This window comes from Herminiimonas contaminans, assembly GCF_015645465.1.
Classification (GTDB): domain Bacteria; phylum Pseudomonadota; class Gammaproteobacteria; order Burkholderiales; family Burkholderiaceae_D; genus Oxalicibacterium; species Oxalicibacterium contaminans.
The window spans coordinates 188556-214876 of record NZ_JADOEL010000002.1 but is presented as its reverse complement, the minus strand read 5'-3'; the positions used below and the strand labels follow the sequence as shown (position 1 = coordinate 214876).

The 26321-nt window shown below is 55.1% G+C and carries 23 protein-coding genes; 14 read left to right on the top strand and 9 right to left on the bottom strand.

Annotated elements, in window-relative coordinates:
• Nucleotides 1–5: 5 nt before the first annotated feature.
• Nucleotides 6–1646 (bottom strand): glucose-6-phosphate isomerase, encoded by a 1641-nt coding sequence (pgi, locus tag IXC47_RS03380; RefSeq protein WP_195874694.1) that lies wholly within the window; start codon nt 1644–1646, stop codon nt 6–8.
• A 328-nt stretch (nt 1647–1974) separates the two neighbouring features.
• Between pgi and edd the strand changes: the two genes are divergently transcribed.
• The 4 genes from edd (at nt 1975) to rpiA (ending at nt 7638) form a co-directional block, all read left to right on the top strand.
• Entirely contained in the window at nt 1975–3903 is a 1929-nt protein-coding gene (gene edd / locus IXC47_RS03375) for a phosphogluconate dehydratase (protein ID WP_195874693.1), read from the top strand.
• A gap of 2 nt (nt 3904–3905) precedes the next feature.
• Nucleotides 3906–4526 (top strand): bifunctional 4-hydroxy-2-oxoglutarate aldolase/2-dehydro-3-deoxy-phosphogluconate aldolase, encoded by a 621-nt coding sequence (gene eda / locus IXC47_RS03370; RefSeq protein ID WP_195874692.1) that lies wholly within the window; start codon nt 3906–3908, stop codon nt 4524–4526.
• A gap of 547 nt (nt 4527–5073) precedes the next feature.
• Nucleotides 5074–6828, top strand: a complete 1755-nt coding sequence (locus IXC47_RS03365; protein WP_195874691.1) for a cation:proton antiporter — start codon at nt 5074–5076, stop codon at nt 6826–6828.
• A 138-nt stretch (nt 6829–6966) separates the two neighbouring features.
• Nucleotides 6967–7638, top strand: coding sequence for a ribose-5-phosphate isomerase RpiA (rpiA, locus tag IXC47_RS03360; protein ID WP_195874690.1), 672 nt, complete (start codon nt 6967–6969; stop codon nt 7636–7638).
• 38 nt (nt 7639–7676) lie between these two features.
• On the opposite strand, the gene IXC47_RS03355 is transcribed toward rpiA, so the two are convergent.
• The 4 genes from IXC47_RS03355 to IXC47_RS03340 all read right to left on the bottom strand — a co-directional run bounded on the left by IXC47_RS03355 (nt 7677) and on the right by IXC47_RS03340 (nt 11458).
• The gene (locus tag IXC47_RS03355) at nt 7677–9758 is read right to left on the bottom strand and encodes a putative bifunctional diguanylate cyclase/phosphodiesterase (RefSeq protein ID WP_230089370.1); all 2082 of its coding nucleotides are present in this window, start codon (nt 9756–9758) and stop codon (nt 7677–7679) included.
• 191 nt (nt 9759–9949) lie between these two features.
• Nucleotides 9950–10816: an MBL fold metallo-hydrolase gene (locus IXC47_RS03350; RefSeq protein ID WP_195874688.1), complete on the bottom strand. Its 867-nt coding sequence runs from the start codon at nt 10814–10816 to the stop codon at nt 9950–9952.
• Between the two features lie 84 nt (nt 10817–10900).
• On the bottom strand, nt 10901–11071 hold the full coding sequence (locus IXC47_RS03345) for a hypothetical protein (protein WP_175625532.1): 171 nt from the start codon (nt 11069–11071) through the stop codon (nt 10901–10903).
• A gap of 57 nt (nt 11072–11128) precedes the next feature.
• Nucleotides 11129–11458 (bottom strand): putative quinol monooxygenase, encoded by a 330-nt coding sequence (locus tag IXC47_RS03340; protein ID WP_175625533.1) that lies wholly within the window; start codon nt 11456–11458, stop codon nt 11129–11131.
• A 260-nt stretch (nt 11459–11718) separates the two neighbouring features.
• On the opposite strand from IXC47_RS03340, the gene IXC47_RS03335 reads away from it, so the two are divergent.
• The 3 genes from IXC47_RS03335 to IXC47_RS03325 all read left to right on the top strand — a co-directional run bounded on the left by IXC47_RS03335 (nt 11719) and on the right by IXC47_RS03325 (nt 15403).
• A complete protein-coding gene (locus tag IXC47_RS03335; protein ID WP_195874687.1) occupies nt 11719–12969 on the top strand; it encodes an Hsp70 family protein in 1251 nt (416 codons plus the stop codon).
• 299 nt (nt 12970–13268) lie between these two features.
• Nucleotides 13269–14723, top strand: coding sequence for a Ppx/GppA phosphatase family protein (locus IXC47_RS03330; protein WP_175625535.1), 1455 nt, complete (start codon nt 13269–13271; stop codon nt 14721–14723).
• A gap of 80 nt (nt 14724–14803) precedes the next feature.
• Nucleotides 14804–15403: a DedA family protein gene (locus IXC47_RS03325; protein WP_195874686.1), complete on the top strand. Its 600-nt coding sequence runs from the start codon at nt 14804–14806 to the stop codon at nt 15401–15403.
• Nucleotides 15404–15446: 43 nt separating this feature from the next.
• Here IXC47_RS03325 and IXC47_RS03320 read toward each other — a convergent pair whose 3' ends face one another.
• Nucleotides 15447–16622 carry an ABC transporter substrate-binding protein gene (locus tag IXC47_RS03320; protein WP_230089369.1) on the bottom strand — a complete coding sequence of 392 codons (1176 nt, stop codon included), beginning with the start codon at nt 16620–16622 and terminating at the stop codon, nt 15447–15449.
• 135 nt (nt 16623–16757) lie between these two features.
• On the opposite strand from IXC47_RS03320, the gene IXC47_RS19505 reads away from it, so the two are divergent.
• The 4 genes from IXC47_RS19505 to IXC47_RS03300 all read left to right on the top strand — a co-directional run bounded on the left by IXC47_RS19505 (nt 16758) and on the right by IXC47_RS03300 (nt 20204).
• The gene (locus tag IXC47_RS19505) at nt 16758–17336 is read left to right on the top strand and encodes a hypothetical protein (RefSeq protein WP_326838359.1); all 579 of its coding nucleotides are present in this window, start codon (nt 16758–16760) and stop codon (nt 17334–17336) included.
• 212 nt (nt 17337–17548) lie between these two features.
• The gene (locus tag IXC47_RS03310; RefSeq protein ID WP_195874685.1) at nt 17549–18316 is read left to right on the top strand and encodes a GNAT family N-acetyltransferase; all 768 of its coding nucleotides are present in this window, start codon (nt 17549–17551) and stop codon (nt 18314–18316) included.
• Nucleotides 18313–19173 carry a UDP-2,3-diacylglucosamine diphosphatase gene (locus tag IXC47_RS03305; RefSeq protein WP_175625539.1) on the top strand — a complete coding sequence of 287 codons (861 nt, stop codon included), beginning with the start codon at nt 18313–18315 and terminating at the stop codon, nt 19171–19173. Before IXC47_RS03310 ends, IXC47_RS03305 begins: the two co-directional genes overlap by 4 nt.
• A complete protein-coding gene (locus tag IXC47_RS03300) occupies nt 19155–20204 on the top strand; it encodes a glycosyltransferase family 4 protein (RefSeq protein ID WP_175625540.1) in 1050 nt (349 codons plus the stop codon). The genes IXC47_RS03305 and IXC47_RS03300 overlap by 19 nt, the downstream gene beginning before the upstream one ends.
• Nucleotides 20205–20263: 59 nt before the next feature.
• Here the strand turns inward: IXC47_RS03300 and IXC47_RS03295 are convergent, their stop codons facing one another.
• A complete protein-coding gene (locus IXC47_RS03295) occupies nt 20264–21439 on the bottom strand; it encodes an MFS transporter (RefSeq protein ID WP_195874684.1) in 1176 nt (391 codons plus the stop codon).
• A gap of 260 nt (nt 21440–21699) precedes the next feature.
• On the opposite strand from IXC47_RS03295, the gene IXC47_RS03290 reads away from it, so the two are divergent.
• Together IXC47_RS03290 and IXC47_RS03285 are read left to right on the top strand one after the other, a co-directional pair.
• Nucleotides 21700–22041, top strand: a complete 342-nt coding sequence (locus tag IXC47_RS03290; protein ID WP_195874683.1) for a zinc ribbon domain-containing protein YjdM — start codon at nt 21700–21702, stop codon at nt 22039–22041.
• Nucleotides 22042–22095: 54 nt separating this feature from the next.
• Nucleotides 22096–22500: a hypothetical protein gene (locus IXC47_RS03285; RefSeq protein ID WP_195874682.1), complete on the top strand. Its 405-nt coding sequence runs from the start codon at nt 22096–22098 to the stop codon at nt 22498–22500.
• Between the two features lie 9 nt (nt 22501–22509).
• Here the strand turns inward: IXC47_RS03285 and sixA are convergent, their stop codons facing one another.
• Together sixA and ppk1 are read right to left on the bottom strand one after the other, a co-directional pair.
• The gene (gene sixA / locus IXC47_RS03280) at nt 22510–22968 is read right to left on the bottom strand and encodes a phosphohistidine phosphatase SixA (protein ID WP_175625544.1); all 459 of its coding nucleotides are present in this window, start codon (nt 22966–22968) and stop codon (nt 22510–22512) included.
• 4 nt (nt 22969–22972) lie between these two features.
• Nucleotides 22973–25072: a polyphosphate kinase 1 gene (gene ppk1 / locus IXC47_RS03275; protein WP_175626077.1), complete on the bottom strand. Its 2100-nt coding sequence runs from the start codon at nt 25070–25072 to the stop codon at nt 22973–22975.
• A gap of 178 nt (nt 25073–25250) precedes the next feature.
• Between ppk1 and pstS the strand changes: the two genes are divergently transcribed.
• Entirely contained in the window at nt 25251–26294 is a 1044-nt protein-coding gene (gene pstS, locus IXC47_RS03270; protein WP_195874681.1) for a phosphate ABC transporter substrate-binding protein PstS, read from the top strand.
• Nucleotides 26295–26321 lie beyond the last annotated feature (27 nt).

Genomic DNA, 26321 nt, shown 5'->3' with positions numbered 1-26321 from the left:
TGTTTTTAGAGTGCAGCCTTGGCACGTGCGATCAGGCCATTGGTCGAGCTGTCATGTTGCTCTGGTTTGGCTTTATCGCTGAGTTCGGCTGCGATGTTTTTTGCTAGTATCTTGCCCAACTCTACGCCCCATTGATCGAAACTGTTAATGCCCCAGATCGCGCCTTGTACAAACACCTTGTGTTCATACAGTGCAATCAATGCGCCCAGTGCGTGCGGATTCAGGGTTTCCATCAGGATGGTATTGCTCGGGCGATTGCCAGGGAAGATGCGATGCGGCAATAGCTTTTGAATTTCAGCTTCCGGCAAACCTTGTGCCTGCATATCGGCGCGTACCTCGTCGGCATTTTTGCCGCGCATGAAGGCTTCGGATTGTGCGAAGCAATTTGCCAGCAACTGCACCTGGTGCTGTTGCATGGAATGGGTAGGCTTCAGCGCAGCAATGAAATCGACTGCCATGACGTCAGTACCCTGATGCAATAACTGGAAGTAGGCGTGCTGGCCGTTGGTGCCGACGTCGCCCCAGATGATAGGGCAGGTCGTGGTGCTGGTTTTGGAGCCATCGACTTGCACGCTCTTGCCATTGCTTTCCATTTCCAGCTGCTGCAGATAGCCGGGGAACAGGCGCAAGTCCTGATGGTAAGGCGCAATCGAAATCGAGCTGCTGCCGAGGATGTTACGGTTCCAGATACCGATCAGCGCGAGGATGACAGGCAGGTTTTCTTCCAGTGGTACTTGCTGGAAGTGCTGATCCATCGCATGCGCACCAGCGAGGAATTCCCTGAAGCATTCCGGTCCGATCGACAGCATGAGTGCCAGACCGATGGCCGACCATACCGAGTAGCGACCGCCAACCCAATCCCAGAACGGGAACATATTCTCCGGCGCTATGCCGAAAGCCTGTACCGCATCGAGATGGGTAGAGACGGCGACGAAGTGTTTGCTTAAATCGCTTTCCTTCGCGTGACGCAGGAACCATGCGCGTGCCGACTGTGCATTCATCATGGTTTCGGCAGTATTAAAACCTTTGGAAGCAATGATGAACAGGGTCGTGGCAGGGTTGATGCGGGTAAGCAAGGCGTCGAGATCGTGACCATCCACGTTCGAGACAAAGTGTGTGTTCAGGCGTGGATGGGCAAAGGAGCGCAGTGCCTGGCAAGTCATCTTCGGACCGAGGTAGGAGCCGCCTATGCCGATATTGACGACATCTGTAATCTCACGGTCGTCGTAACCGCGCCATGCGCCAGAGCGGACGCGTTCGCTGAAAACGCCCATGCGGTCCAGCACGGCGTGTACCTCGGGCACAAGGTCTTGCTGTCCCAGTACCAGCTTCTCATTGCGCGGCTTGCGCAGGGCAGTGTGCAGGACGGCGCGGTGTTCGGTACGATTGACTTCCTGGCCGGCAAACATGGCATCGCGCTGTGCTTCGACCTGTGTTTCGCGCGCCAATGCGTACAGCAATGTCATGGTTTTGTCATCGACTATATTTTTTGAATAGTCGAGGAACAGGCCAGCGCCTTCGGCGGATAATTTGCTGAAACGGGCAGGATCTTGCGCAAATAAATGACGAACCTGTCGGTCTTTGTTTTCTGTATGGTGCTGTTGCAGCGCCTGGAAGGCGGCAGTAGCGGTAAGGGTCGTGCGCATGGGCGTTATATGCGATCTATGGTTGGTTTTCACTATACATCAATTTATGGTAATTTCACTACAAATAAATTTGCGTGCGGCAATGCAAAGCATTAAATTTGCTACGCTCCTGATTTGTAGTGAGCCTGTAACGGATACCTGCTAGCAAGGAAAGTTCAATCCAATCTCATAATTCCCCGGTTTGCTGCGGGATCACGCAGGAATGAATTTCTGACGCGTAATGTAGTCATAGCGTAGTCATGACTTTTCGTGCCCGGGTAAAAAATGACGATAGGTAGCTGTAAATTATTGTAGTAAAATTTCAAAACTGTTTTTCTAGGGATTTAATATGTCGCTCCATCCTGTTGTGACTGCCGTAACCGCACGGATCGTAGAGCGTAGCCGGCCGTATCGCGCTGCTTACCTTCAACGTTTGGAAAATACGCGTCAAAAGGGTGTGCAACGCAGTACGCTGTCCTGTACCAATCTGGCGCATGGTTTTGCCGCTTCTCCCGCCAACGACAAGCTGATACTGAAGCAGCAGCTCGCCCCCTCGATCGCCATCGTCTCTGCCTATAACGATATGCTGTCGGCACATCAGCCTTTCGAGCGCTTCCCGCACATCATCAAGGATGCGGTGCGCAAAGCCGGTGGCGTGGCGCAATTCGCCGGTGGCGTACCCGCCATGTGCGACGGTATTACGCAGGGGCAACCAGGCATGGAGTTGTCGCTGTTCTCGCGCGACACGATCGCCATGTCGACCGCCATCGCCTTGTCCCACAATATGTTCGACGCTGCCGTCTATCTGGGCGTGTGCGACAAAATCGTGCCGGGCCTGGTCATAGGTGCTTTACACTTCGGTCATTTGCCTGCGGTATTCGTCCCGGCCGGGCCCATGACCAGCGGCATGTCGAATCCGGAAAAAGCCAAAATACGCCAGCTCTACGCGCAAGGAAAAATCGGCCGCGAAGAATTGCTGGAAGCAGAGGGCAAGTCTTACCACGACGCCGGTACCTGTACTTTCTACGGCACCGCGAACAGTAATCAAATGTTGATGGAAGTCATGGGCCTGCATCTGCCGGGCGCTGCTTTCATTACACCCAACACGCCTCTGCGCGACGCATTGACGGCCCACGCCGCCCAGCGTGCAGTCGAAATCAGTGCGCAAGGCCAGACCTATACGCCTATCGGCCGCCTGGTCGATGAAAAAACCATCGTCAACGCAGTCATGGCATTGCTGGCTACCGGTGGTTCAACCAATCACACCTTGCACCTGGTGGCGATGGCGAAAGCGGCCGGTATCGTGATCGACTGGGATGACTTCGATGCCTTGTCGGCGGTTGCACCGCTGGTGGCACGTATATATCCAAACGGCGACGCCGACGTGAATCACTTCCACGCTGCGGGCGGCACCGGTTTCGTGATCCGTGAATTGCTGGATGCCGGACTCTTGCATGACGACGTCATGACCATCCTCGGCCGCGGCTTGCGCGCGCATGCCAGCGAGCCTTTCCTGCAAGGTGAGCAGGTAGTCTGGAAACCGGCGGCAGCTGTCAGCGGCAATACCGATGTATTGCGCACGGCTGCCGAACCATTCTCCGGCGACGGCGGCATGAAGCTCATGTCCGGTAACCTGGGGCGTGCGGTCATCAAGGTGTCGGCGGTCAAGGTACAGCATCGGATAGTCACCGCGCCAGCCATCGTATTCGAATCGCAGGAAGCCTTCATGCATGCGTATCAGGCCGGTGAGTTGAATCGTGACTTCATCGCCGTCTTGCGTCATCAGGGGCCACGTGCGAACGGTATGCCGGAATTACATGCGTTGACACCGGCGCTGGGCAGCTTGCAGGATGCAGGACGTCATGTTGCTTTGGTGACGGATGGTCGTATGTCCGGGGCGTCGGGTAAAGTACCGGCCGCTATCCACGTTTCGCCGGAAGTATTGGCAGGCGGTCCTTTGGGCCGAGTGCGTAGCGGCGACATGATAGAACTCAACGCCGAAACCGGCGTGTTGCAAGCATTGGTACCAGAAGCTGAATGGGCGGCACGTGGCGTCGAGCCTGCAGACCTGTCGCAAAATGAAATCGGTATGGGCCGTGAATTGTTTGCGATGTTCCGTCATTCGGTTAGTGCCGCAGAAGAAGGTGCGACTACCTTCGGCCTGCCACCACCACTGCTGGAAGCTGACGAAGACAAAACCACCAATACCCTGGCGGTGCCGGACGATGAGCCGTTTGTTGATGAAGATAATCTGATAGAGCGACCTATAGGAAACTGAATATGAATCTGCTGGAAATCATGCGTACCTCGCCGGTCATACCGGTGATAGCTATCGATGACCTGGCGCATGCAGTGCCGCTGGCGCGCGCGCTGGTGGCGGGCGGTATCCGTGTGCTGGAAGTGACCTTGCGCACCCAGCATGGCCTGAGCGCGATACGCGCGATTGCGGAGCAGGTGCCGGAAGCGATACTCGGTGTCGGGACGCTGACACGTTCGGAAGACTTTGCCGCGGCGCGTGATGCGGGTGCGGTCTTTGGTGTATCGCCGGGCTTGACCAAGGAGCTGATACAGGGCTCGCTGGCGAGTGGTTTGCCTTTGTTGCCGGGTGTGATGACGCCGTCGGAAGTGATGGCGGCGCGGGAAGCTGGTTTCCATCAGTTGAAATTATTCCCGGCGGTGCCTGCGGGTGGCGTTGGCATGTTGAATGCGATTGCCGGGCCTTTGCCTGATGTACTGTTCTGTCCTACCGGCGGGATTTCGCAGGAGACTGCGGCGCAGTTCCTGGCGTGCAAGAACGTGGCTTGTGTCGGTGGGTCTTGGTTGACGCCTAAGGATGCACTGGCGGCTGGGGCTTGGGATCGGGTTACTGCTTTGGCTAAGGCTGCTGCTGGGTTGAAGTGATGCTTCAGTTTTGATTTAAAGAAAGCCGCTTTTAGCGGCTTTTTTATTGGCGGGTTGGTTTTCAGTTTTGTGGTGCTGATGTTGTTTGCTATTCGTGGAGAGTGGGGTTGCCGGGGGTGGCCCGGCAGCCACTCACTTTCTTTGCTTCGCCAAAGAAAGTAAGCAAAGAAAGGCGACCACGGCGCCGCTGCCCCTGCGGGGTCCCCGTCTATGCAGGACAAAAAATGGGAAGTGGGCGAAACTCGCTGCGCTCAAACACACCCACTTCTTTTTCCATTTTCTGTCCCGCACAAACGGCATCGTCACAGTGGACTCACAACCGAAGCCTTTATGAGTTACCTGAACCGCTCTTGGCAACTTACTTTTTCACGAAGAAAGAACGGCATCACTGCCACGGGTACAAAATCCCACCGTTCATAAGTTGACAACAGTCGCCATTCACTAATACCCCGTAGACACAGGCCAGATCTGTGTGTACGCTTAAACCAGCCACATCGCGTCACGCATCAGTCCGCACTCCAGTAGAAACAAACCGAAAGTTGAATCTATGCATGGAGCTGAATTTATTCAGGATCTGGCGGTGATTATGTTGATCGCCGGTATCGTCACGATCATTTTCCATTACTTCAGGCAGCCAGTCGTACTCGGCTATATCCTGGCCGGTGTCATTATCGGCCCGCACACCCCACCATTTGAACTGATACAGGATGACCGCACGATCAAGATCGTGGCGGAGCTGGGTGTGGTGTTCCTGATGTTTTCATTGGGGCTGGAGTTCAACCTGAAGAAGCTCAGCCGCGTCGGCGTGACCGCATTCATCGCTGCGTTCGGAGAGATCGTCCTGATGACCTGGATCGGGTATGAGATAGGACGTTACTTCGGCTGGAAAGCGATGGATGCATTGTTTCTCGGTGCGATGCTGGCCATTTCTTCAACCACCATCATCATCAAGGCGCTGGATGAGCTGGGGCTGAAGCATGAGCGTTTCGCCCAGCTGATTTTCGGCATCCTGATTGTTGAGGATGTACTCGCCATCGGCATGATCGCGCTCTTGTCCGGCATCGCGATGAATGGTTCGGTTGATGCCGGTGATGTCTTCGTGACGGTCGGCAAGCTGTCCCTGTTCATGATTGTGACGCTGGTACTTGGCTTGTTGCTGGTGCCACGCATACTGGCTTATGTCGCCAGATTCAAAAGCAATGAGGTGTTCCTGATTACGGTACTGGGCCTGTGTTTCGGTTTTTGCCTGCTGGTGCTGCAGATGGAGTACAGCATTGCACTCGGTGCCTTCATGATAGGCGCGATTATGGCCGAGGCGCGGCAGCTGCATTTGATAGAACGATTGATCGCACCGATACGCGATATGTTCAGTGCCTTGTTTTTTGTCGGTGTCGGCTTGTTGTTCAATCCAACGGTGCTGGTTACCTATGCGTGGCCGATCGCAGTGATTACGGTGGCGGTGGTGCTGGGCAAGGTGTTTGCCTGCGGCCTGGGGACGTTTATAGCCGGTAATGATGGCCGGACTTCGATGCGGGTCGGCATGGGCTTGTCGCAGATAGGCGAGTTTTCTTTCATCATTGCTTCGCTGGGCCTGACACTGCAGGTCACCAGTGATTTCCTGTATCCGATCGTGGTGGCGGTTTCAGCTGTCACTACCTTGCTGACACCATATCTGATCAAGTGGGCTGATCCGGTTTCCTTGCGTGCGGCAGCGGCCATGCCGGACAGTATCAGCCGTGTCGCCAACCGCTATACCGACTGGTTGCAGCACAAGCAGCCGGAAGGGGATCGCGCCGCCTTGTTCAAGATCATTGTGCGCATCGTAGCGCAGGTGATCGTGAACTGCGCGATGACAGCGGCGGTTTTCCTGGCGGGGATTTATGTGTTTGGCGTGATAGAGAAGCACCTGGCGGGTTCCATCGCTGATGAGCATACGCAGAAGGCGATTGTGTTTGCAGGGGCGCTTGCGTTGTCGCTGCCGTTCCTGATTGCAACTTACCGCAAGCTGAATGCGCTGAGCCAGCTACTGGCGGAAATCGTGATCGGTGATGGCGGGCACTTTGTGTATGGGCTGCGGCGCCTGATTTCCGAGGTGATTCCGTTGTTGTCTATCGCTGGCATCCTGTTGCTGATCGGTTTGCTGAGTGCACGTATCCTGCCACCGACGAATATGCTGATGCTCTTGCTGCTGGCGGCAGCGATAGTCACGGCACTGCTGTGGAAGACTTTCGTGCGCTGGCATACACGCCTGCAAATCGCCCTGTTCGAGACGCTGGAGCACTCGAACGACGAGAAAACTTAGCAGGCTGATAATTGCTCAACTCAGGTGTTGCAGAGCGGCGCTCCCCAATTTTTGCCGCAATTTTCCTGTATTTGAGGCTGGTACACCGGGGCTTCCGGTAAAATGGCTGCCTTCTTCAGACTTTTCCTTGCATAGCTCATGACTCAAGACGAAATGAAACAAGCGGTGGCGCGTGCTGCCATCGATTACGTAGTGGCGGGTGAAATCATCGGTGTCGGTACCGGTTCTACTGCCAATTTTTTCATTGATGAATTGGGCAAGATCAAGGACCGCATCAAAGGCGCAGTAGCGTCGTCCGAAGCGACCGCTGAGCGCTTGCGCGGCCACGGCATTCCAGTTTTTGACCTCAACGATATCGATACGATGTCGGTATATATCGATGGTGCGGACGAGATCACTGCGCAGGGCGCGATGATCAAAGGTGGTGGCGCGGCGTTGACACGTGAAAAGATCGTGGCTTCGGTCGCCAAGCAATTCGTCTGTATCGCTGATGGCTCCAAGTTGGTTGATAAGCTGGGCGCTTTCCCCTTGCCGGTAGAAGTGATTCCGATGGCACAGGCGGTGGTGGCACGCAAGCTGGCCGCACTCGGTGGCGAGCCACGTTTGCGCGTGAAAGACGGCAAACCAGTGGTGACGGATAACGGCTGTTACATCATCGATGTGCTGGGTCTGCAGATACAGGATCCGGCAGCGCTGGAAGCGCAGATTAACGATATCGTGGGTGTTGTGACGGTAGGCTTGTTTGCGCGTCGTGGTGCGAATATCGGTTTGCTCGGTACTGCCGATGGCGTCAAGCGCCTGAATTTCTAAGCGTCTTCATCTCTCTGCCAGCAGTAGCCTGCAACAGGCTACTGCGTCAGCAAATCGACAAAGTTTTTATTCGGTATCGGCTTGCTCATCAGGTAACCCTGGCCTTCATCGCAGCCGTTTTCCAGCAGGAAACGGAATTGCTCTGCGCTTTCTATTCCTTCGGCCAGCACGGTCAGATTCAGGTTTCTTCCGAGTGAAATAATTGCTTTCACGATCGCCGCACTGTCCTGGTCGGTGGCAATGTCGCGCACGAAGGATTGGTCTATCTTCAGCGTATCGACCGGGAAGCGTTTCAGGTAGCTCAGGCTGGAGTAGCCAGTGCCGAAATCATCCAGCGAAATCTTGACGCCGAGTGCGCGCAAGCGGGTCAGTAGCGCAAATGATTTTTCCACGTCGGTGGTCATCACGCTTTCGGTAATTTCCAGTTCCAGGTATTGCGGCTGCAGACCTGTTTCATCCAGTATCCGTTCCACGACCTCAACGATATCACCACGTGCCAGTTGGCGCGGCGACAGGTTGACTGAAATCGGGATGGCCGGATAACCGGATTCCTGCCATGCACGGTTCTGTCGGCAGGCAGTGCGCAGAACCCACTCACCGAGCGGAATGATGAGGCCGGTTTCTTCTGCCAGCGGGATGAAGCTGGCGGGTGAAACCATGCCCGAGTGTGCGCTATTCCAGCGTACCAGTGCTTCGGCCCCCGTGATCTTATGGCTGGCGAGGCAGACCTTGGGCTGGTAATGCAGGACAAAGTCTTCATTGCTAATCGCCTGGCGCAAGCGATTCAGCAATTCGAGACGGTCGGTGACTGACGTGTTCATTTCGGCCGAGAAGTACTGGAAGTTGTTGCGTCCCAGTTCCTTTGCCTTGTACATCGCGGAGTCGGCGTTTTTTAGCAAGGTCTCGGCATCACGACCGTCATCCGGGCACAGCGTCACGCCTATGCTGCAAGTGATCTGGAATTCCAGGTCATTGGCTTTCCACGGTTGCGAGACTTCATGCAGCACGCGCTGCATGGTGTGGGTGATTGCTTCTTCATTCGGCTGGTCGGTCAGCAGCAGTACGAATTCATCGCCGCCCTGGCGCGCTACGGTGTCGCTTTCGCGCAGGCAGGAGGTGAGGCGCTGCGCGGTGATTTTGAGTAGTTCGTCACCGACCTGATGACCCAGACTGTCATTGATGAATTTGAACTGATCGAGGTCGAGGAAGGCAATCGCGGTCAGGTTGCCATAACGTTGCGAATGCAGGACGGCGCGCTGCATGCGATCGTAGAGCAGGGTGCGGTTCGGCAGCCCGGTCAGTGCATCGTGCGTGGCCTGGAACTGGATTTCCGCTTCGTGTAGTTTGCGCTCGGTGATGGCTTCGACCGTGCCTTCAAAGAATAGCAGCGTGCCGTCACTGTTGTAGACCGAACGGGCGTTTTCCGAGATCCAGATGATTTCGCCGTTGCGGCGATGCACACGCGATTCGAAGTTGGTGACGACGCCATGCTTGCTCATCAGGCGCTTGAATTCGAGACGACGCTGCGGATCGACATAGACCTGGTGATCGATGTCGCGCAGCGTGGAGATCAGTTGCTGCGGGCTGTCGTAGCCGTACATGCGGGCCAGCGCCGGATTGACGGCGAGATAACCGTCGTTCGGGGTCGACTGGTATATCCCTTCTATCGCATTTTCAAAGATGCTGCGATAGCGGCGCTCCGCTTCACGCAAGGCTTCATCGGCCTGCTTGCGCTCGGTCACGTCCTGGATAAAGCCTTCGAGTATGTCCCAGGTGTCATGCGAAATATTGGTGCCGCGCTCCCATACGTGGCGGATGCTGCCATCGGCACGCACGATACGGTATTCGATGTCGAAGCGGCGATTGTTTTGCACTGCTTCCTGTATCGTGTCGCGCACATGTTGGCGGTCATCGGGATGGGTGATTTGTTCGTAGGAGATGCGGCTGTTGAAGAGCAGGTCTTCTTCGGTATATCCAGTCAGTGCGAAGCAGCCTTCGCTGACGAATTCCATGGTCCAGTGGGCGTCGAGTCGGCAGCGATAGACCATGCCTTCCAGGTTGGCCAACAAGGTGCTGAGCAAACGGGCCTGCAGTGTCGGGTCGGCGGGATGGGATGGCATGGAGAGCAACATGTTGGTACACAGTATCTAAAATCACAAATGCTTGCGCTTCCGATATCTGGTCGCGGCAGCGTATTGCCCAGGCAAATGCCTACATTTCCATGTAGCAATATCGATGCCATCAAAAGCGACGCATGCCAGCACTGAAATGGTGCAGTATAAATGGTGCGACATGCTATCTCAGAATACGCTTATCCCGGCAGCGTGTTGAGCGGAATTTTGAGGTAGCGAATACCGTTGTTGTCGGCTGGCGGCAGATTGCCAGCGCGGATGTTGACCTGGATGGCAGGCAGGATCAGGGTCGGCATACCCAGGGTTTTGTCGCGCGCGGTACGCATGGCGACGAATTCATCTGCACTGATGCCGGTGCGGATGTGAATGTTCTTGGTGCGTTGCTGGGCGACCGTCGTTTCCCAGGCCGGTGCACGTCCATTCGGCGGATAGTCGTGACACATAAACAAGCGTGTCTGATCCGGAAAGCCCAGGATCTTTTGCGCCGAGCGGTACATGGTATGGGCGTCACCGCCCGGAAAGTCGCAGCGCGCGGTCCCGGCGTCCGGCATGAACAGGGTGTCGCCGACAAAAATCGCGTCACCGATGTGATAAGCCATATCTGCGGGCGTATGGCCGGGCACGTACAAGGCCTGGGCCTGTAGCTTGCCGATATGAAAAACCTCGTCTTCGTCGAATAAATAGTCGAATTGCGAGCCATCGAATTTGAATGAATCTTCAAGATTGAAGATTTCGTCAAACACGCGCTGGACTTTGGTAATCATGCGGCCGATGGCGATGCGCCCACCGAGGTGCTGCTTCAGGTAAGGGGCGGCGGACAGGTGGTCGGCGTGGGCGTGGGTTTCCAGTATCCACTCCACATGCAGGCCCTGCGCTTGCACGAATTGGATGATTTTGTCGGCCGAGGTGGTGCTGGTATGGCCGGATTTGGGATCGTAATCGAGGACGGAGTCGATGATGGCGCAATCGACTGCACCTGCTTCATGAATGACGTAACTGACGGTACCGGTTTCTGTGTCGAAGAAGGCTTGTACGACAGGCGACATGGGCGGTTCCTTGCAAGGGATGGCTAACGATGAAGACAGGGGAGGCAGACAGGAAAACGGGTGCGCGTGGCACCCGTTACTTGATTAGCGTGGCTTGTCGGAAAATTCGCGCGCCATGCGGTCTTGCCGGTCATAGAAGTCCAGCGTCCCGATGTCGCCGTGGTTGCGTTGCCTGGATGGCACCAGGTGCTCGATGTCGGCGATGAACTCGTCATCGATTTCCATATCCTCTTCGCTACCCCAACTCGTATTCATAAATCCTCCGTAAGCCGGTATTTTACGACGCAGCGACGCAAACGGCTAGTTCGCTGCTTAGCCTAATGAATCCGGCACTTCGCCGCTGCCCGGGAGCTTGGCTGCCAATACCGTGAGCTTTTCTATAACGGGTGGTTTGGCCAGGAATTGGGAGGCAACTTCACCGAGAGCGGCGGCAATGGCGCCATCGATATGGGCTTTTCGCCCGCTTTCGTTTTCGAAGGCATCGAAGATGAGGAAGGTGTTGTCATTCAGCTTGACGGCGAACCAGGCTATCGTGGCAGGCTCACCAAGCGCGTACGGCAGTTGCGCGCGCAGGAATTCTTCCAGTTCTTTTTCCTTACCGGGTTTAGCTTCCAGGCGGACTTGCAAGCCGAGGTTAACCATGATGTGTCTCCTTTATCGATAGCGATTGGGTACCCATGTGGTGCTGACAACAGTTGCTGACAACTGGTTCATTGCAGGTAATGAAAGAACGGCAATTAATTGTAATCCTCATTTAGCCAGCGTGAATATGACTGTGCATATAGAAGAATACTGATAAGTGTATGACAACATCGGCAGATGCGGGACGGGCGAGAAAATAAACACTTGCTGCGGTCTATGACTTATCATCGTGACCCATTTCATTTTCACAGGTTTTTTCCATGGCAAACGCATGCGGCGTCGATTTTGGGACGTCGAATTCGACCGTCGGCTGGAGCCGTCCCGGCCAGTCGGCACTATTGCAACTGGAAGATGGCAAGGTTACCTTGCCGTCCGTTGTTTTCTTTAACGCAGACGAAGAGCAGGTCTATTACGGCCGCGCTGCGCTGGCAAATTACCTGCAAGGTTACGAAGGCCGCCTGATGCGCTCGCTCAAGAGCCTGCTCGGTACCAGCTTGATCGACGACCAGACCGAGGTGATGGGCAAGGCTCTGCCTTTCCGCGCCTTGCTGACGCAATTCATCGCCGAACTGAAGGACCGGGCTGAGAAAGCGGCCGGCCGTGAGTTCACCAGCGTGGTCATGGGTCGTCCGGTCTACTTTGTCGACGGCAATGAAGAAGCCGATATCCTGGCGGAAGATACCTTGTATGAAATCGCGCAGTCTGTCGGTTTCAAGGATATCGATTTCCAGTACGAGCCTATCGCTGCCGCGTTCGACTACGAGTCACAGATAGATAAGGAAGAGCTGGTACTAATTGCCGATATTGGTGGTGGTACTTCCGACTTCTCGCTGGTACGGTTGTCACCAGAACGGGCCAAAAAGGATGACCGTCGCGACGATATCCTGGCGACCGGTGGTGTGCATATCGGCGGTACCGATTTCGATAAATACCTGAGTCTGACCAGCATCATGCCTTTGCTCGGTCTGGGTAGTCGCCTGAACAACGATACCGAAGTGCCGTCCAGCTACTACTTCAACCTGGCGACCTGGCACACGATTAACCTGGCTTACTCGCAGAAGACCTGGTTGCAGATCAAGGATATCTATCGCGATGCGCGCGACAAGCCCAAGCTCGATAGCCTGCTGCACCTGATAGAAAACCGTTCCGGCCACTGGCTGGCGCTGAAGGCCGAGGAGGGCAAGATAGCCTTGTCGTCGCAGATGGAAACCGAATTGGTGCTGGATCGTATTGCGCCGAGCACGACACTGACTTTGCGCCGCGATGAGTTTGATGAGTCCATCGACAAGATGGTCATGACAGTTGAAAGTACGGTCGCCAATTTGCTGAAAGATGCAGGTATAGCCGCTGCGGATGTCGATACCGTCGTGTTCACTGGTGGCTCCAGCGGTGTCCATCTGTTGCGTGAAAAGATCAGCTCCCTGCTGCCGGATGCACGGCGGGTAGAGGGCGATCTGTTTGGTAGTATTGGTGCCGGACTGGCGCTGGATGCGGTGCGAAAATTCGGCTGATGCTACACATGAGCCACACGCGATAAAAAGATTTGCGGATGCCGCCAAATCTTCATTGGCGATTCGTATTTGAAAATGGTATAAATGATTTGCGCATCTATGATGCGCAATTTTTTTATACGTGCAGCACCGCTACGAAGTAAGGCCAGTCTTACTCTTGAGAATTGTCATCACGCGGTAATAATGCGGGCTTATTGTCACGAACTTTTCGCGCGGCATTGCAAGCATGGTGTAAGTCGTTCGATATATAAAATACAGACGTGGTACAGATAAAGCAGGGGCGTGATTGAGAGGATGGAATGTTTGCAGCGGTAGATCTCGGTTCGAATAGTTTTCGCCTTCATATAGGGCGCCATGATGGCGACACCATGCGCATCATCAAGAGCGCGCGCGATCCGATACGTCTGGGCGCTGGCCTGGACAGCAAGGGCAACCTGACTGCGAAAGCGATGGAAAGTGCAATTGAATCGTTGGCACGCTTCAATTCCATCCTGAGTACTTTTCCGCTGAGCGCAGTGCGCGTCGTTGCCACCAATACGATACGTATCGCCAGGAATTCAGCCGTCTTCCTGCCAGCGGCAGAAGCGGCGATCGGTTACCCGATAGAAATCATCTCCGGTGAAGAGGAAGGCCGTCTGATCTACATGGGTGTGGCCAGCACGCTGTCGCAGAATGAGCGTCGCCTGGTACTGGATATCGGCGGTGGTTCGACCGAGGTCATCCTCGGTAAAGGGCCAAAAATTGAGCAGGTGGAATCCTTCAGTGTAGGCACCGTGCCGCAAAGCCTGAATTTCTTCCCGAACGGCGTCATTACCGCCGAGGCGTTTGATGCTGCCGTGCTGTCGGCACGCTCGCGCTTCGAAGATGCGGTGCCGCTATATAAGCCAGAGTTGTGGAGCAATGCCTACGGTTCATCCGGCACCATGCGTGCGATTGCCGATGCGATTAGCAAGAATGGCCTGGGTGATGGCCAGATGTCGCTCAAGAGCCTGGAAGGATTGCGCAAGCGCCTGATTCAGTTCGGTCACGCGGGCAACATCGACCTGGTCGGCATGAAAGCGGATCGCGCCGCCAGCATTACCAGTGGCCTCGCGATCCTGGTCGCCTTGATGCAAGAGTTCAGCATTAAGGTCGTGACGCCGATAGAAGCCGGTTTGCGTATGGGCGTGCTGTGGGACTTGCATTTGCGCGCCACCAAGCGTGACCGGCGTGAGCAGTCGGCACGTGAATTCCTGCAGCGCTTCAAAGTGGATGAGAAGCGCGCCGAGAAGGCTGCACAGATTGCCAGTGCTTTCCTCGGTTTGCTTAAGCCGAGCGACGATACCTATACCAAACTCCTGTTCTGGAGCGGCCTGTTGCATGAGGTCGGCTTGGTCGTGTCACATAGCGGTTATCACAAGCATGCCGCCTATATGGTGGAAAACGCTGACTTGCCGGGCTTTACCACGCGTGAGCAACGCGTGATGAGCAATCTGGTGCTGGCGCAAAAAGGAAATTTGCGCAAAGTAGCAGATCAACTGAGTGACAGTGACTTTGCAAAGGCAGTAGTCGCATTGCGACTGGCGCTGATGTTCATGCATGCCCGCATAGACGTGGCGCCGGACGATATACGCTTGCGCATGAAAAAAGGCATAGAACTGGAAATCCGCAAGCAGTGGGTAACCCAGCATCCGACCGTTGCCTACTGGATAGATAAAGAAAAAGAATGCTGGAGTGAAGTCGGCATCGACTTTTACGTCAAGCTGACTAACTAAGGTAATTTGCCGTCAGTGCTTGTCCACGCAAGCCTGACGGTTTAGCATGACCCGTTTTTGATCATCTACAGGAGACGGGTTTGTTCCATAGTATTGTCGATATCGTGTCGCAAGGTGGCTACCTTGGCATTTTCTTGCTGATGCTGGCCGAGAATGTTTTTCCTCCCATCCCGTCTGAACTCATCATGCCGCTGGCAGGCTTTGTCGCTGCACGTGGTGAACTGAATATTTTCCTGGTGATATTGGCCGGTACGGCCGGATCGGTGGTTGGTGCCTTGCCGTGGTACTACGCTGGTGCCTTGTTCGGCAAGGACAGGCTGAAGCGGCTGGCGGCCAGGCATGGACGCTGGCTGACGGTGTCGCCGGGAGATATCGATAAGGCGTCGGACTGGTTTGAGCGGCACGATGCAGCAGCTGTCTTCTTTGGTCGCCTGGTTCCGGCGATACGGACGCTGATTTCGGTGCCTGCCGGTGGCGTGAAAATGCCTATGCTGCCGTTTTTAATGTATTCGACTATCGGTTCACTGATCTGGACTTGCTTGCTGGCCCTGACCGGCTATCTGCTGCAATCGCAGTATGAAGTGGTGCAGCACTATGTCGATCCGGTCTCGAAAGCCGTCGTGTACACGGTGATCGCGATCTACGTTTATCGTTTTATCCGCTTCAAGCCGCACAACTGAGTTCGAAAGCTGATTGCAGCTGCTAACTACAATCAGCCATACCTCAAAACACCAGGCCGTTCTTTTTGAATAGCGCTATATCCAGATAGCCGGACAAGTGTTTGCTGTTCGGCGATCCTGTGACAGACAGGCCGCCCAGGTCGATATTCACATCCTGATTCATCAAATCCTGCAGTGCAGCCTGATTGCTGCGCTTGCTTCTTTGGATCGCCCTGACCAGGGTCTTGGCGACGGTAAATCCTTCCAGCGTCAGCGATGACGGCGGCTCGTCGCGGTACTTCTTCATCATATTCAAGTGTTCAAGCTGGATCGAGGATCGGCCTGTGTTGGGGTTCGGCACTACCTGGGAAAAGACCGTCCACTCAACGGCACGTGCGCCAGCCAGTTCGCGCAGGGTTTCCAGGTTGATCAATGAGGTTCCGGCGACAAAGGTTTGTGCTGCGGTGCGGCGGAACTCCTTCAGGAAAAGGGCGGTGCTGATGGTGTCGGCAATCACGATGACGAAGCCCGGCTTGCTGCCGGCCAGTTGCGTAGCCTCTTGCGCGTTGAGTTTTTCATTAGTACCCAGCTTGGCAGAGCCATTCAACTTCACCCCGCGTCCGCGCAATTCCGAGGACAAGTTGCGGAAGGCCTGCTGCGCCCACGGCGTGTCCTGGTAAGCAATACCAACATCTGTCATCCCCAGCTGGCTGAAGTGCGACAGGATGTGGCGGACTTCCTGCAGATAGCTGGGGCGCCAGAACAGCACACGGCTGCTATTGAGTTCCACCGTATCGACCAAGGGGGCAAACAGCACCAGGCTGCTGCGTTTGAAGGCGGGTGCGTTCAGCACCGCTTGCGCCGTGCCGTCGCCCACACCACCCAGCAGGAAGTCGATCTGATCACGTTCTATCAGCTCGGTAACCGCTTTCGCCGCCACTGCCGGTAATGCCTGATCATCGCGCACGATGTAGCGGATGCGTTTGCCATTGACCCCGCCAGCGGCATTCAGCGCATCGAAATAGGTTTTGATCCCGGCCACATAGTCGCGACCTACCGATGCGTTCTGGCTGGACAGGTCGATCGCCTGTCCGACCACGATGGTGTTGGGTTCTTCTGCGGCAGCGGAACTGGCGAGCAGGAGGGAGGTGGAAGCAATTGCGAAAAACCGGAGCAGGTTCATGTGTGAAATGGAGTGAGCGTATTTGACCGCAATTCTGGTTTTGAATTGTGACGGCATGATGAATTTGCGCCTGTTGCAGCGCAAGCTTTACGCGCTCTCGGCCCCGCTGTTACAGTGTTTATACGGTATTTTCTTGCAAAAAAAGAATAAACTATATATATTATTTATACTATTAATTACAAGGAGAAGCGTGTGTCGAACGAAACAGAAGTCAAGGTGGAAGTGAAGCCAGAAGCGCCAGCAAAGAAAGCTGCTGCTAAAAAAGCAGTAGCAAGCAAAGCACCAGCAGCAAAAAAGGCAGTGGCTAAAAAAGCTGCAGCCAAGCCTGCGGCCAAAGCACCGGCGAAGAAAGTGACAGCCAAGCCAGCAGCGACCAAGTCGCCTGCAAAGAAAGCTGTAAGCAAGCCTGCAGCCAAACCAGCAACTAAGCCAGCAGCAAGCAAGCGCGTCACCAAGGCCGTCAAGCCAGCCGTGAAACCTGCGGTCAAGCCAGTAGCTAAACCAGTAAGCAAGCCAGCTTCGAAGCCAGTGGCCGAAGTAAAAGGCAAAAAAGCCAAGCTGGTACGCGATAGCTTCACCATGCCGGAAATCGAATACCAGGTTTTGAGCGAAGTGAAAAAAGCCTTCCTGAAAGCCGGTGTTGCGGTCAAGAAAAGCGAATTGCTGCGTGCTGGCGTTGCGCTGATCAAAGACATGGACATGAAGAAGCTCAACAGTGTGATCGCAGCCTTGTCGCCGCTGAAAGCTGGGCGTCCGAAAAAATCCAAGTAATCATGCAGATTTCCTGCCCTGCGCAGGGAGTTGCAGGCCTGTTGTTTCAGGGCAAACAAAACCGGTGCCATGCGCCGGTTTTTTTATGTCCCGCACTCTCAGGGATTGGAATGTCTGAGAGTGTTGTCGTGTCATGAAACTGACATGCTCCTGTCATTTTGCTGAAGTAATCAACAGTTACGCTTCGTTCGTCACAATACAAAGGACGACACATGCGATTACTGAATGCTTCTGCCGATACCAATCTTGCTTCTCCCAAGCTGACGCTGAGCCTTGCCAGCACGCAAAAGGAAGTACGTGAAGTACAGCGTTTGCGTTACAAAGTTTTTATCGAGTCTATGGGACTGTCTTCACTGAAGAACGAAGAGAGACTCGATAAAGACGAATTTGATGCGTACTGCGATCACCTGATCGTACGCGATTCGGCAACACTGAAAGTGGTCGGCACTTACCGCGTCATGAGTCCGCAAGCTGCGCGCAAGATGGGTCAGTTTTACTCCGAGCAGGAATTCGACCTGAGCCGCCTGAATAATCTGCGCAACCGCATCGTGGAAGCAGGACGTGCCTGCATCCATCCGGACTACCGCAGTGGCGGCGTCATCATGCTGCTGTGGGCTGGTCTGGCTGCCTACATGAAGAAAGAAAAATGTGAATACCTGATCGGTTGCGCCAGTGTCAGCCTGGCTGATGGCGGCCACAATGCTGCTGCGCTGTATCACTCGCTGGCAGAAAACAGCCTGGCACCAGCCGAGTATCGCGTCACACCACATTTGCCTTTCCCTATCGCCGAACGCGAACCTGGTCATGTGGCGGTGGTACCACCGTTGATCAAGGGTTATCTGCGCAGCGGTGCCTGGGTCTGCGGCAACCCGGCCTGGGATCCTGATTTCCACAGTGCAGATCTGTTCATGATGTTGCCGCTGGCCAAGCTCGATGCCCGCTACGCACGTCACTACCTGAAAGAGGCGCAACCAGCATGAAGCCACGCGACCAATTTTTGACGACTGATTTTATCGGTGCGGAAGTTGGCGCGAAGCGCGAGCCTATCCGCTTTCGTACAATCTGGATTTCAGACCTGCACCTGGGAACCACTGGTTGCCAGGCGCAACGCCTGCTGGAATTCCTGCGCAAAACGGAATCGGACACCCTCTACCTGGTTGGTGACATCATCGACGGCTGGCAACTGAAACGCCGCTGGTACTGGGAACAAGCGCATAACGACGTAGTACAAACGGTGCTGAAAAAGGCCAAGAAGGGTACCGAAGTGATCTTCGTGCCCGGCAATCACGACGAAGCGGTACGCCAATTCATAGACCTGGATTTTGGTGGCATACGCATCCGTGATGAACTCATACACACGACAGCGCAGGGCAAGCGCATGCTGGTGCTGCATGGTGACCGCTTTGATGGCGTGATCGCCTGTGCCAAATGGCTGGCCTATGTGGGCGACAACCTCTACACCGTCATCCTCAAATTCAATCAATGGTTCAACAGCTGGCGCGCCCGTGCCGGTTTGCCGTACTGGTCGCTGTCGCAATACCTGAAGCTGAAAGTGAAGAATGCCGTCAGCTACATCTCTTCATTTGAAAATGCGCTGGCCGCTGAAGCCAAGCGTCGCGGACTGGACGGCGTGATCTGCGGTCACATCCATAAACCTGAGATCCGCGACATCGACGGTATTACTTATTGCAATGATGGTGACTGGGTCGAAAGCCTGTCCGCTTTGGTGGAAGATGCATCCGGTGCCTTGCGTCTGGTGACCTGGCAGGAAATCGTCAAGTCGCACAAGGCAGCAAAACATGAAAAAGGTGAAGAATTATGCGTATCGCCATCGTAACCGACGCCTGGGAGCCGCAAGTCAATGGTGTGGTCAACACGCTGAAAGCGACGCGCAAGCAATTGCGCGCCAACGGTCATGCCGTGTTGATGGTGACGCCGGAACACATGCGCAGCTATTCCTGCCCGACCTATCCGGAGATACGCCTGGCCTATAAGCCATATGCCAAGGTTGCTGCAGCACTGGAAGACTTCGATCCGGATTGCATACACATCGCTACCGAAGGCCCTATGGGGCTGGCGGCGCGCCGTTTCTGCATCAACCGTGGCCTCGACTTCACTACTGCCTATCACACCCGTTTCCCTGAATACCTGCGCGCACGTTTCCACCTGCCGCTGGCGCTTACCTATCGCTGGCTGAAGTGGTTCCACAAACCAGCCAAGGCCGTCATGGTGCCGACGCCGCGCATGCAGGATGCGCTGGAAAAAAGCGGCTTTAAAAATGTCGTGCAATGGAGCCGTGGTGTGGATACCGATTACTTCCGCCCGGGCCAGCGCGAAGAAGTAACGCAAGAGCGACCGCTGTATCTCTACGTCGGTCGTGTTGCGGTGGAAAAAAATATAGAAGCTTTCCTGCAAATGGATTTGCCGGGCGCGAAGTGGGTGATAGGCGATGGCCCTATGCGCGAAGAGTTGGAGAAGAAGTACCCCGAGGTTCACTTCCTCGGCGCCAAGCCGCATGATGCATTGCCGGCTTACTACAGCTGCGCTGACGTCTTCGTATTCCCCAGCCGTACCGACACTTTCGGCCTGGTGCTGATCGAAGCGATGGCCTGCGGTGTGCCGGTCGCGGCTTATCCGGTGGAAGGTCCGATCGACGTGGTGGCACAGGGTAAATCCGGCGTGCTGCATGAAGACCTGATGCGCGCCTGCTTTGATGCGCTGAACCTGAAGCGTTCAGTGGTGCGCGAGCATGCGCTGTGCTACTCGTGGAGTGCAGCAACCCAGCAATTCCTCACGCATTTGCATCCGGTACGCAAGACCGATCACATCCCTATGGTGCGTCGCGCATCACCCAAGCCTAGCGCATGATGTTGAGGTGCGAGTACTCCGCTGCATAGCGCAGTACTCGTCCTTGTTCATACCTCAGTTCAAGTCTTTTCCCTGCCTGTCAGTATCGCGGTACCTATACCCATGGTTGCGGCGATGCCGCCGACCAGGAACACCGACGCATAACCATAGTGATCGGCAAACAGACCCGCTACTGGCCCGGTCAAGCCATAGGCGATGTCCTGGAAGGCGGCGAAACCACCGACTGCGGTGCCGCGTAATTGCGGTGGGACGCGCTTGACCACTTCCATTCCCATCGACGGGAAGATCATCGAACAGCCGATGCCGGTCAGCAATGCGCCGAGTAAGGCCCAGGCTGGTTCGTTGGCGCTCCACAGCAGGAATTGACCGGTCGCTTCGATCGCCAGTGAAACGATGGCGACACGGCTGCCGCCTATCTTGTCAGGTAGGTGGCCGCAGAATAAACGCATGCCGACAAAGCCGCTGCCAAACAAGGTCAGGCCCAGGCTGCCATAGGCCCAGCCCTGATTGATGAAGTGCAGCGTAATGAAAGCGCCCAGTGCGGCAAAACCGACACCTTGCAAGCCCACGGTCAGGCCGGGGCGCCAGATGCGGCCGAGGATGCGCCAGAACGATTCCCGTACGCCGTTTTGCAATGCGCCTTCCGGCATGTTCTTGATCATGGCCAGCCCGAGCAAAGGCAGGGTGGCACACACCAGCATCAGGCCAGTGAAGCCAAAGTGCTGGAAGATCGCGAGGCCGAGCGGGCTGCCGACGGCAAAGGCACCGTAGATGGCCATGCCGGACAAGGCGATGACGCGACCGGCGCGCGCAGGTCCCATCTGTTCTATGCTCCAGCCCAGCATGCCGACCAGCGCCAGGCTTTCCCCCCAGCCGAGCAGCAGGCGACCGACGATCAGCAAGCCATAGCTGAATGAAATAGGGAAGAGGGGCCAAGCCGAGACCCAGCACACCAGGCTGGCGATGGTGTAAATCACCAGGCCGCGCCGCATGCTGTGTTTGCCGCCTATGCGGTCGGTCAGCGTGCCGGCCTGGCTGCGGGTCAGGATGGTGGCGAGGAAGGTGATACCGACGGCGAGACCGGCGAGTACGTTGCCGTAGTGCAGCTGCTGCGTGACATAGACCGGTAGTACCGGCAAGGACATGGCAACAGCGAGATAGGAAAGAAAGAGGGCGAGCGTCTTCCAGATCAGATGACGATACGCAGTATCAAAACGCGGGGATGCTTCAGACATGTAACAGACTCCGTATAACACCATGATCCCGGGAGCCCGCTGCAGCACATACGTCAGCGCACTCCCGCCATGATGCATGGCTGGTTGCGCGTTGATTGACGTAAACGCTTACGGCGTGCGCAGCTACGTGCGACAGCGCAAGCAGAATAACATAAAAAATTAAGCGGATGAAAGCCTGCTGTTGCGGCAAAGTGCAGCTACTGGAAGGGCAGGTTGTATACTGGCGACTTTCAGTAACGCTTTATCTGTAAGGACACCTTATGAGCAATTTGCCGGCATGCCCGCAATGTAATTCCGAATACACCTACGAAGACGGCAGCCTGTATATTTGCCCTGAGTGCGCGCATGAGTGGTCAGCGCAGGCAGCAGTTGAAGCCAGCGAGCAGGCCAAGGTGTATCGCGATGCAGTCGGGACGGTGTTGCAGGATGGTGATACCGTGACCATCATCAAGGATTTGAAGTTGAAAGGTTCGGGCGGTGTGCTTAAAGTAGGAACCAAGGTTAAAAACATCCGCCTGGTTGATAGCGACCACGATATCGATTGCAAGATCGATGGCTTTGGCGCGATGAGCCTGAAGTCGGAGTTCGTCAAGAAAGTGTAAGCGGTCGTTAGCCCCCGGTATGTGCTGACACCGATATCGTCATGGAGTGATGCCATGCAGTCGCCGCCGTTTGTAATGCGTGAAGAATGCCCGCAAGGCCTGTGCACTTGCGAGCGTGATGCGTTGCTGGGCAATCCTGCGGGCGACCTGCGTATCTTGCGTTTAACCAAGATGGAAGAAAAAAAGCTGATCGCGCGGATAGAGGCGATCAGCAGCTATGCCGACCTCAAGCACATGGAAGAACGCATGTATGCGCAGCTGGGGATCGCGCTGCAAATCAGTCCGGGCCTGAATGAGGTGCGTACCGTACGTGGTTTGAACATCGTGCTGGAAGAACAGCTGGGCTTGTGTCGCAAAACGAAGCAAACGATACCCGCTGCTATCCGCAAGTGTCTGGAACGGAATCCCGAAATTACCTATGCCATCCTTGATAAAGACGGTTTGTTCGGTCTGGAGTGAGGATGGTGCTTATTTGGTCAGCAGGTCCGGCGCCATGACTGCGCGCACGTAATTGCCAGAGATATCACCGCGCTCGCGCTGCACTATCCACCAGACATTACCTTTGCGGATAGTCCAGTCTTGCGGGCTGCCGGTGACCAGCGTGGCGGCCAGCTGACCCAGCGTCGGCTGATGGCCGATGACCAGTACTGGTTCGCGGCTATCCGGCCAGTTGGTGGCGGCCAGGATTTTTTCCACCGTGGATTCGGGGCTCAGATCGTCAACGATCTTGAACTTGCGCCCCAGGGCCTCTGCGGTCTGTACCGTACGGGTGGCGGGACTGACCAGGATCTTGCAGCTATTGGGCAGGTTATGGTCCAGCCACTCAGCCATCTTCCAAGCCTGCTTGTGACCTTTTGCGGTCAATGCACGGCCTTCATCGGGTTCACCCATTTCCGCTTCTGCATGCCGCCACAAGATCAGTTCCATTTTGTTACTCCACAGGGTTGCCTAATACCTGCATCAGATGTTGTTGTGCGCTGAATGCGCCGGATTTTCCCCGAGGCTTACGTTTTTGATAGACGCCGTTGGAATCTAGTTCCCATGAATTCAAATTGTCTTTGAGGTAGGGGTCCAGACCTTCTGCAATCACACGTTTTTTTAACGCCGGATCGAGTATTGGGAAGGCGACTTCGATACGGCGGAACAGATTGCGGTTCATCCAGTCCGCGCTGGACAGATAGACATCGTGCGCCAGGTCGTTACGGAAGTAATAAATGCGGCTGTGCTCGAGGAAGCGACCGACGATGGAGCGGACGCGGATGTTATCCGACAAGCCCGGCACACCAGGGCGCAGCGCGCAGGCACCACGCACGATGAGATCGATTTTTACGCCATCGGCAGACGCAGCATACAAGGCGCGGATGACGGATTCATCCAACAAAGCATTCATTTTGGCGATGATGCGGCCAGGGCGTCCCAGGCGCGCGATCTTCGCTTCGTTGCGGATGGCGCGTATGAACTCCTTTTGCAGGGCGAAAGGCGCCAGCCACAGATGATCCAGTTTCTTTGGCTTAGTCAGGCTGGTGAGGTGGATAAAGACTTCATTCACCTCGGTAGCAATGGCCGGATTCGCGGTCAACAGGCCGAAATCGGTATAGAACTTGGTGGTGCTCGGATGGTAGTTACCGGTACCCATGTGTGCGTAGTAGCGTAGTGCGCCCGCTTCGCGGCGGATGACCAGCGCCAGTTTGGCGTGGGTTTTCAGGCCCACCACGCCGTACACGACTTGTGCGCCGGCGCGTTCCAGGCGATCTGCCCAGTTAATGTTCGCTTCTTCGTCAAAACGCGCCATCAATTCAACGACTACCGTCACTTCCTTGCCGCGTTGCGCCGCCAGGATCAGCGACTCCATCAGGTCGGAGTTCATACCGGTACGGTAAATAGTCTGCTTGATGGCGACCACGTCCGGGTCCTGCGCCGCGCTGCGGATGAATTCGAGCACCGGCTGGAAAGACTGGAACGGGTGGTGCAGCAGCACATCGTGCTTGCCTACAACTGCAAACAAGTCGGCATTTGCCAGCTTGGGCGGATACATCGGTGAATAGGGCGGGAAACGCAGTTCCGGCTTGGTGACATGATCTATCAGCTCGGACAGGCGCACCATGTTCACTGGGCCATCGACCGCATACAGGCGGTTTTTATCGATGGAAAACTGTTCCAGCAGGAATTGTGACAGGTGTGGTGGGCAGTTTTTTGCCACTTCCAGACGCACAGCGACACCGAAATTGCGGCTTTGCAGCTCGCCTTGCAAGGCCTGGCGCAGGTTTTTCACCTCTTCTTCATCTACCCACAGGTCGCTGTTGCGTGTGACACGGAACTGCGAGTAGGCCAGTACTTCACGACCACTGAACAGGTCGTTGATATGGGCATGGATGATGGAGGACAGCAGGCAGAAAGAGACGCCGTTCTTGGATAATTCCGGCGGCAGTTGTATGACACGCGGCAAAACGCGTGGCGCTTTGAGGATGGCAATCGCGGTACCGCGGCCAAAAGCGTCTTTGCCGGACAGTTCAACGATGAAATTCAGACTCTTATTAACAACTTGCGGGAACGGATGGGCCGGATCGAGGCCGATAGGCGTCAGCAAAGGGCGCACTTCACGGTCGAAATAAGCCTTCACCCAGGCGCGCTGCGCATCATTACGGTCCTGGTCTCGTAATAAATGGATGCCTTCCTGCGCCAGCTGTGGCAGCACGCTCTCATTCAAGACGCGGTACTGGCGTTCGACGATCTGATGACATTCGGCGCCGGCCACTGCCAGCGCGGCCGACAGGGCAGGCGGTTCGATGAACTCGCCTTCCATGTGATTATTGGCTAGCAGGCTGGCGATCCTGACTTCAAACAGTTCATCCAGGTTATTACTGACGATACACAAATATTTCAAGCGTTCCAGCAGCGGGACGTCCGGATTCTCGGCCTGCGCCAGTACCCGGCGGTTAAAGGCCAATTGTGACAATTCACGGTTTAAATAGATGGCGCTTTGCGGTAATACTGGGGCGGAAACGGCTTCTGCTACGGCTTTCTTGTGCATTTTCTTGACTTTGGCCATTGGTGACCTCGCAGAGTGTAGTGACCCATTATGACAACTTAATGACAAGCTTTTTTGTCCAAAATCAAGTTTATGACATGATTTTTCCGAAGTCATAAAGCTGTCATAATTGTTCGCTAGAGTTCGCACTGTCTTATTTAGTTAACCCTAAGGAGCAGTTATGCGATTGAATCAATTTGTTAAAACCGCCATGGTAGCTGCAGTCGCAGCAGTGGCGTTCTCTTCCGCAGTAGCAGCTGATATTACAGGTGCTGGCGCGACCTTCCCTTACCCTATTTATTCCAAATGGGCAGAATCCTATAAAGCAGCAACCGGCACTGGCTTGAACTATCAATCCATCGGCTCCGGCGGCGGCATTAAACAAATCAAGGCAAAAACCGTTGATTTCGGCGCATCCGACATGCCGCTGAAAGAAGAAGAGCTGGAAGCTGAAGGCTTGCTGCAATTCCCGGCGATCATGGGCGGCGTTGTGCCTATCGTCAACCTGGACGGCATCACCCCAGGTCAATTGAAAATGACGCCAGAAGTACTGGCTAACATCTACCTCGGCAAAATCACCAAATGGAACGATGCACGTATCACTGCATTGAACCCAGGTGCAAAACTGACAGATTCCGACATCACCGTTGTGCACCGTTCGGACGGCTCGGGCACCACATTCTTGTGGACCGACTTCCTGTCGAAAACCAATGCTGACTTCAAAGAAGGCGTGGGCGCAGGTACAGCAGTTAAATGGCCAGCAGGCGTGGGCGGCAAAGGTAACGAAGGCGTTGCAGCTAACGTTCAACGTATCAAAGGTTCGATCGGCTACGTAGAGTACGCGTACGCTAAAAAGAACAAAATGTCCCACACCCAGTTGAAAAACCGTGACGGTCAATTCGTACAACCTGACGACGAAACATTCAAAGCAGCTGCAGCTGGTGCTGATTGGGCAAAAACCCCAGGTATGGGCGTGATTCTGACCAACCAGGCTGGTAAATCGAGCTGGCCTATCACTGGCGCATCTTTCATCCTCTTGCACAAATCGCAAGCATCGGCTGAACGCGCTAAAGAAGTGTTGAAATTCTTTGACTGGTCCTACAAAAACGGCGGCGCTATGGCTTCCGACCTGGACTACGTTGCAATGCCTGCACCAGTTGTGAAATTGGTTCAGGACGCATGGAAAGCAAATGTCAAAGATGCTTCCGGCAAGGCTATTTGGTAAGAGCTGATTTAATCGCAGATTCAGTCG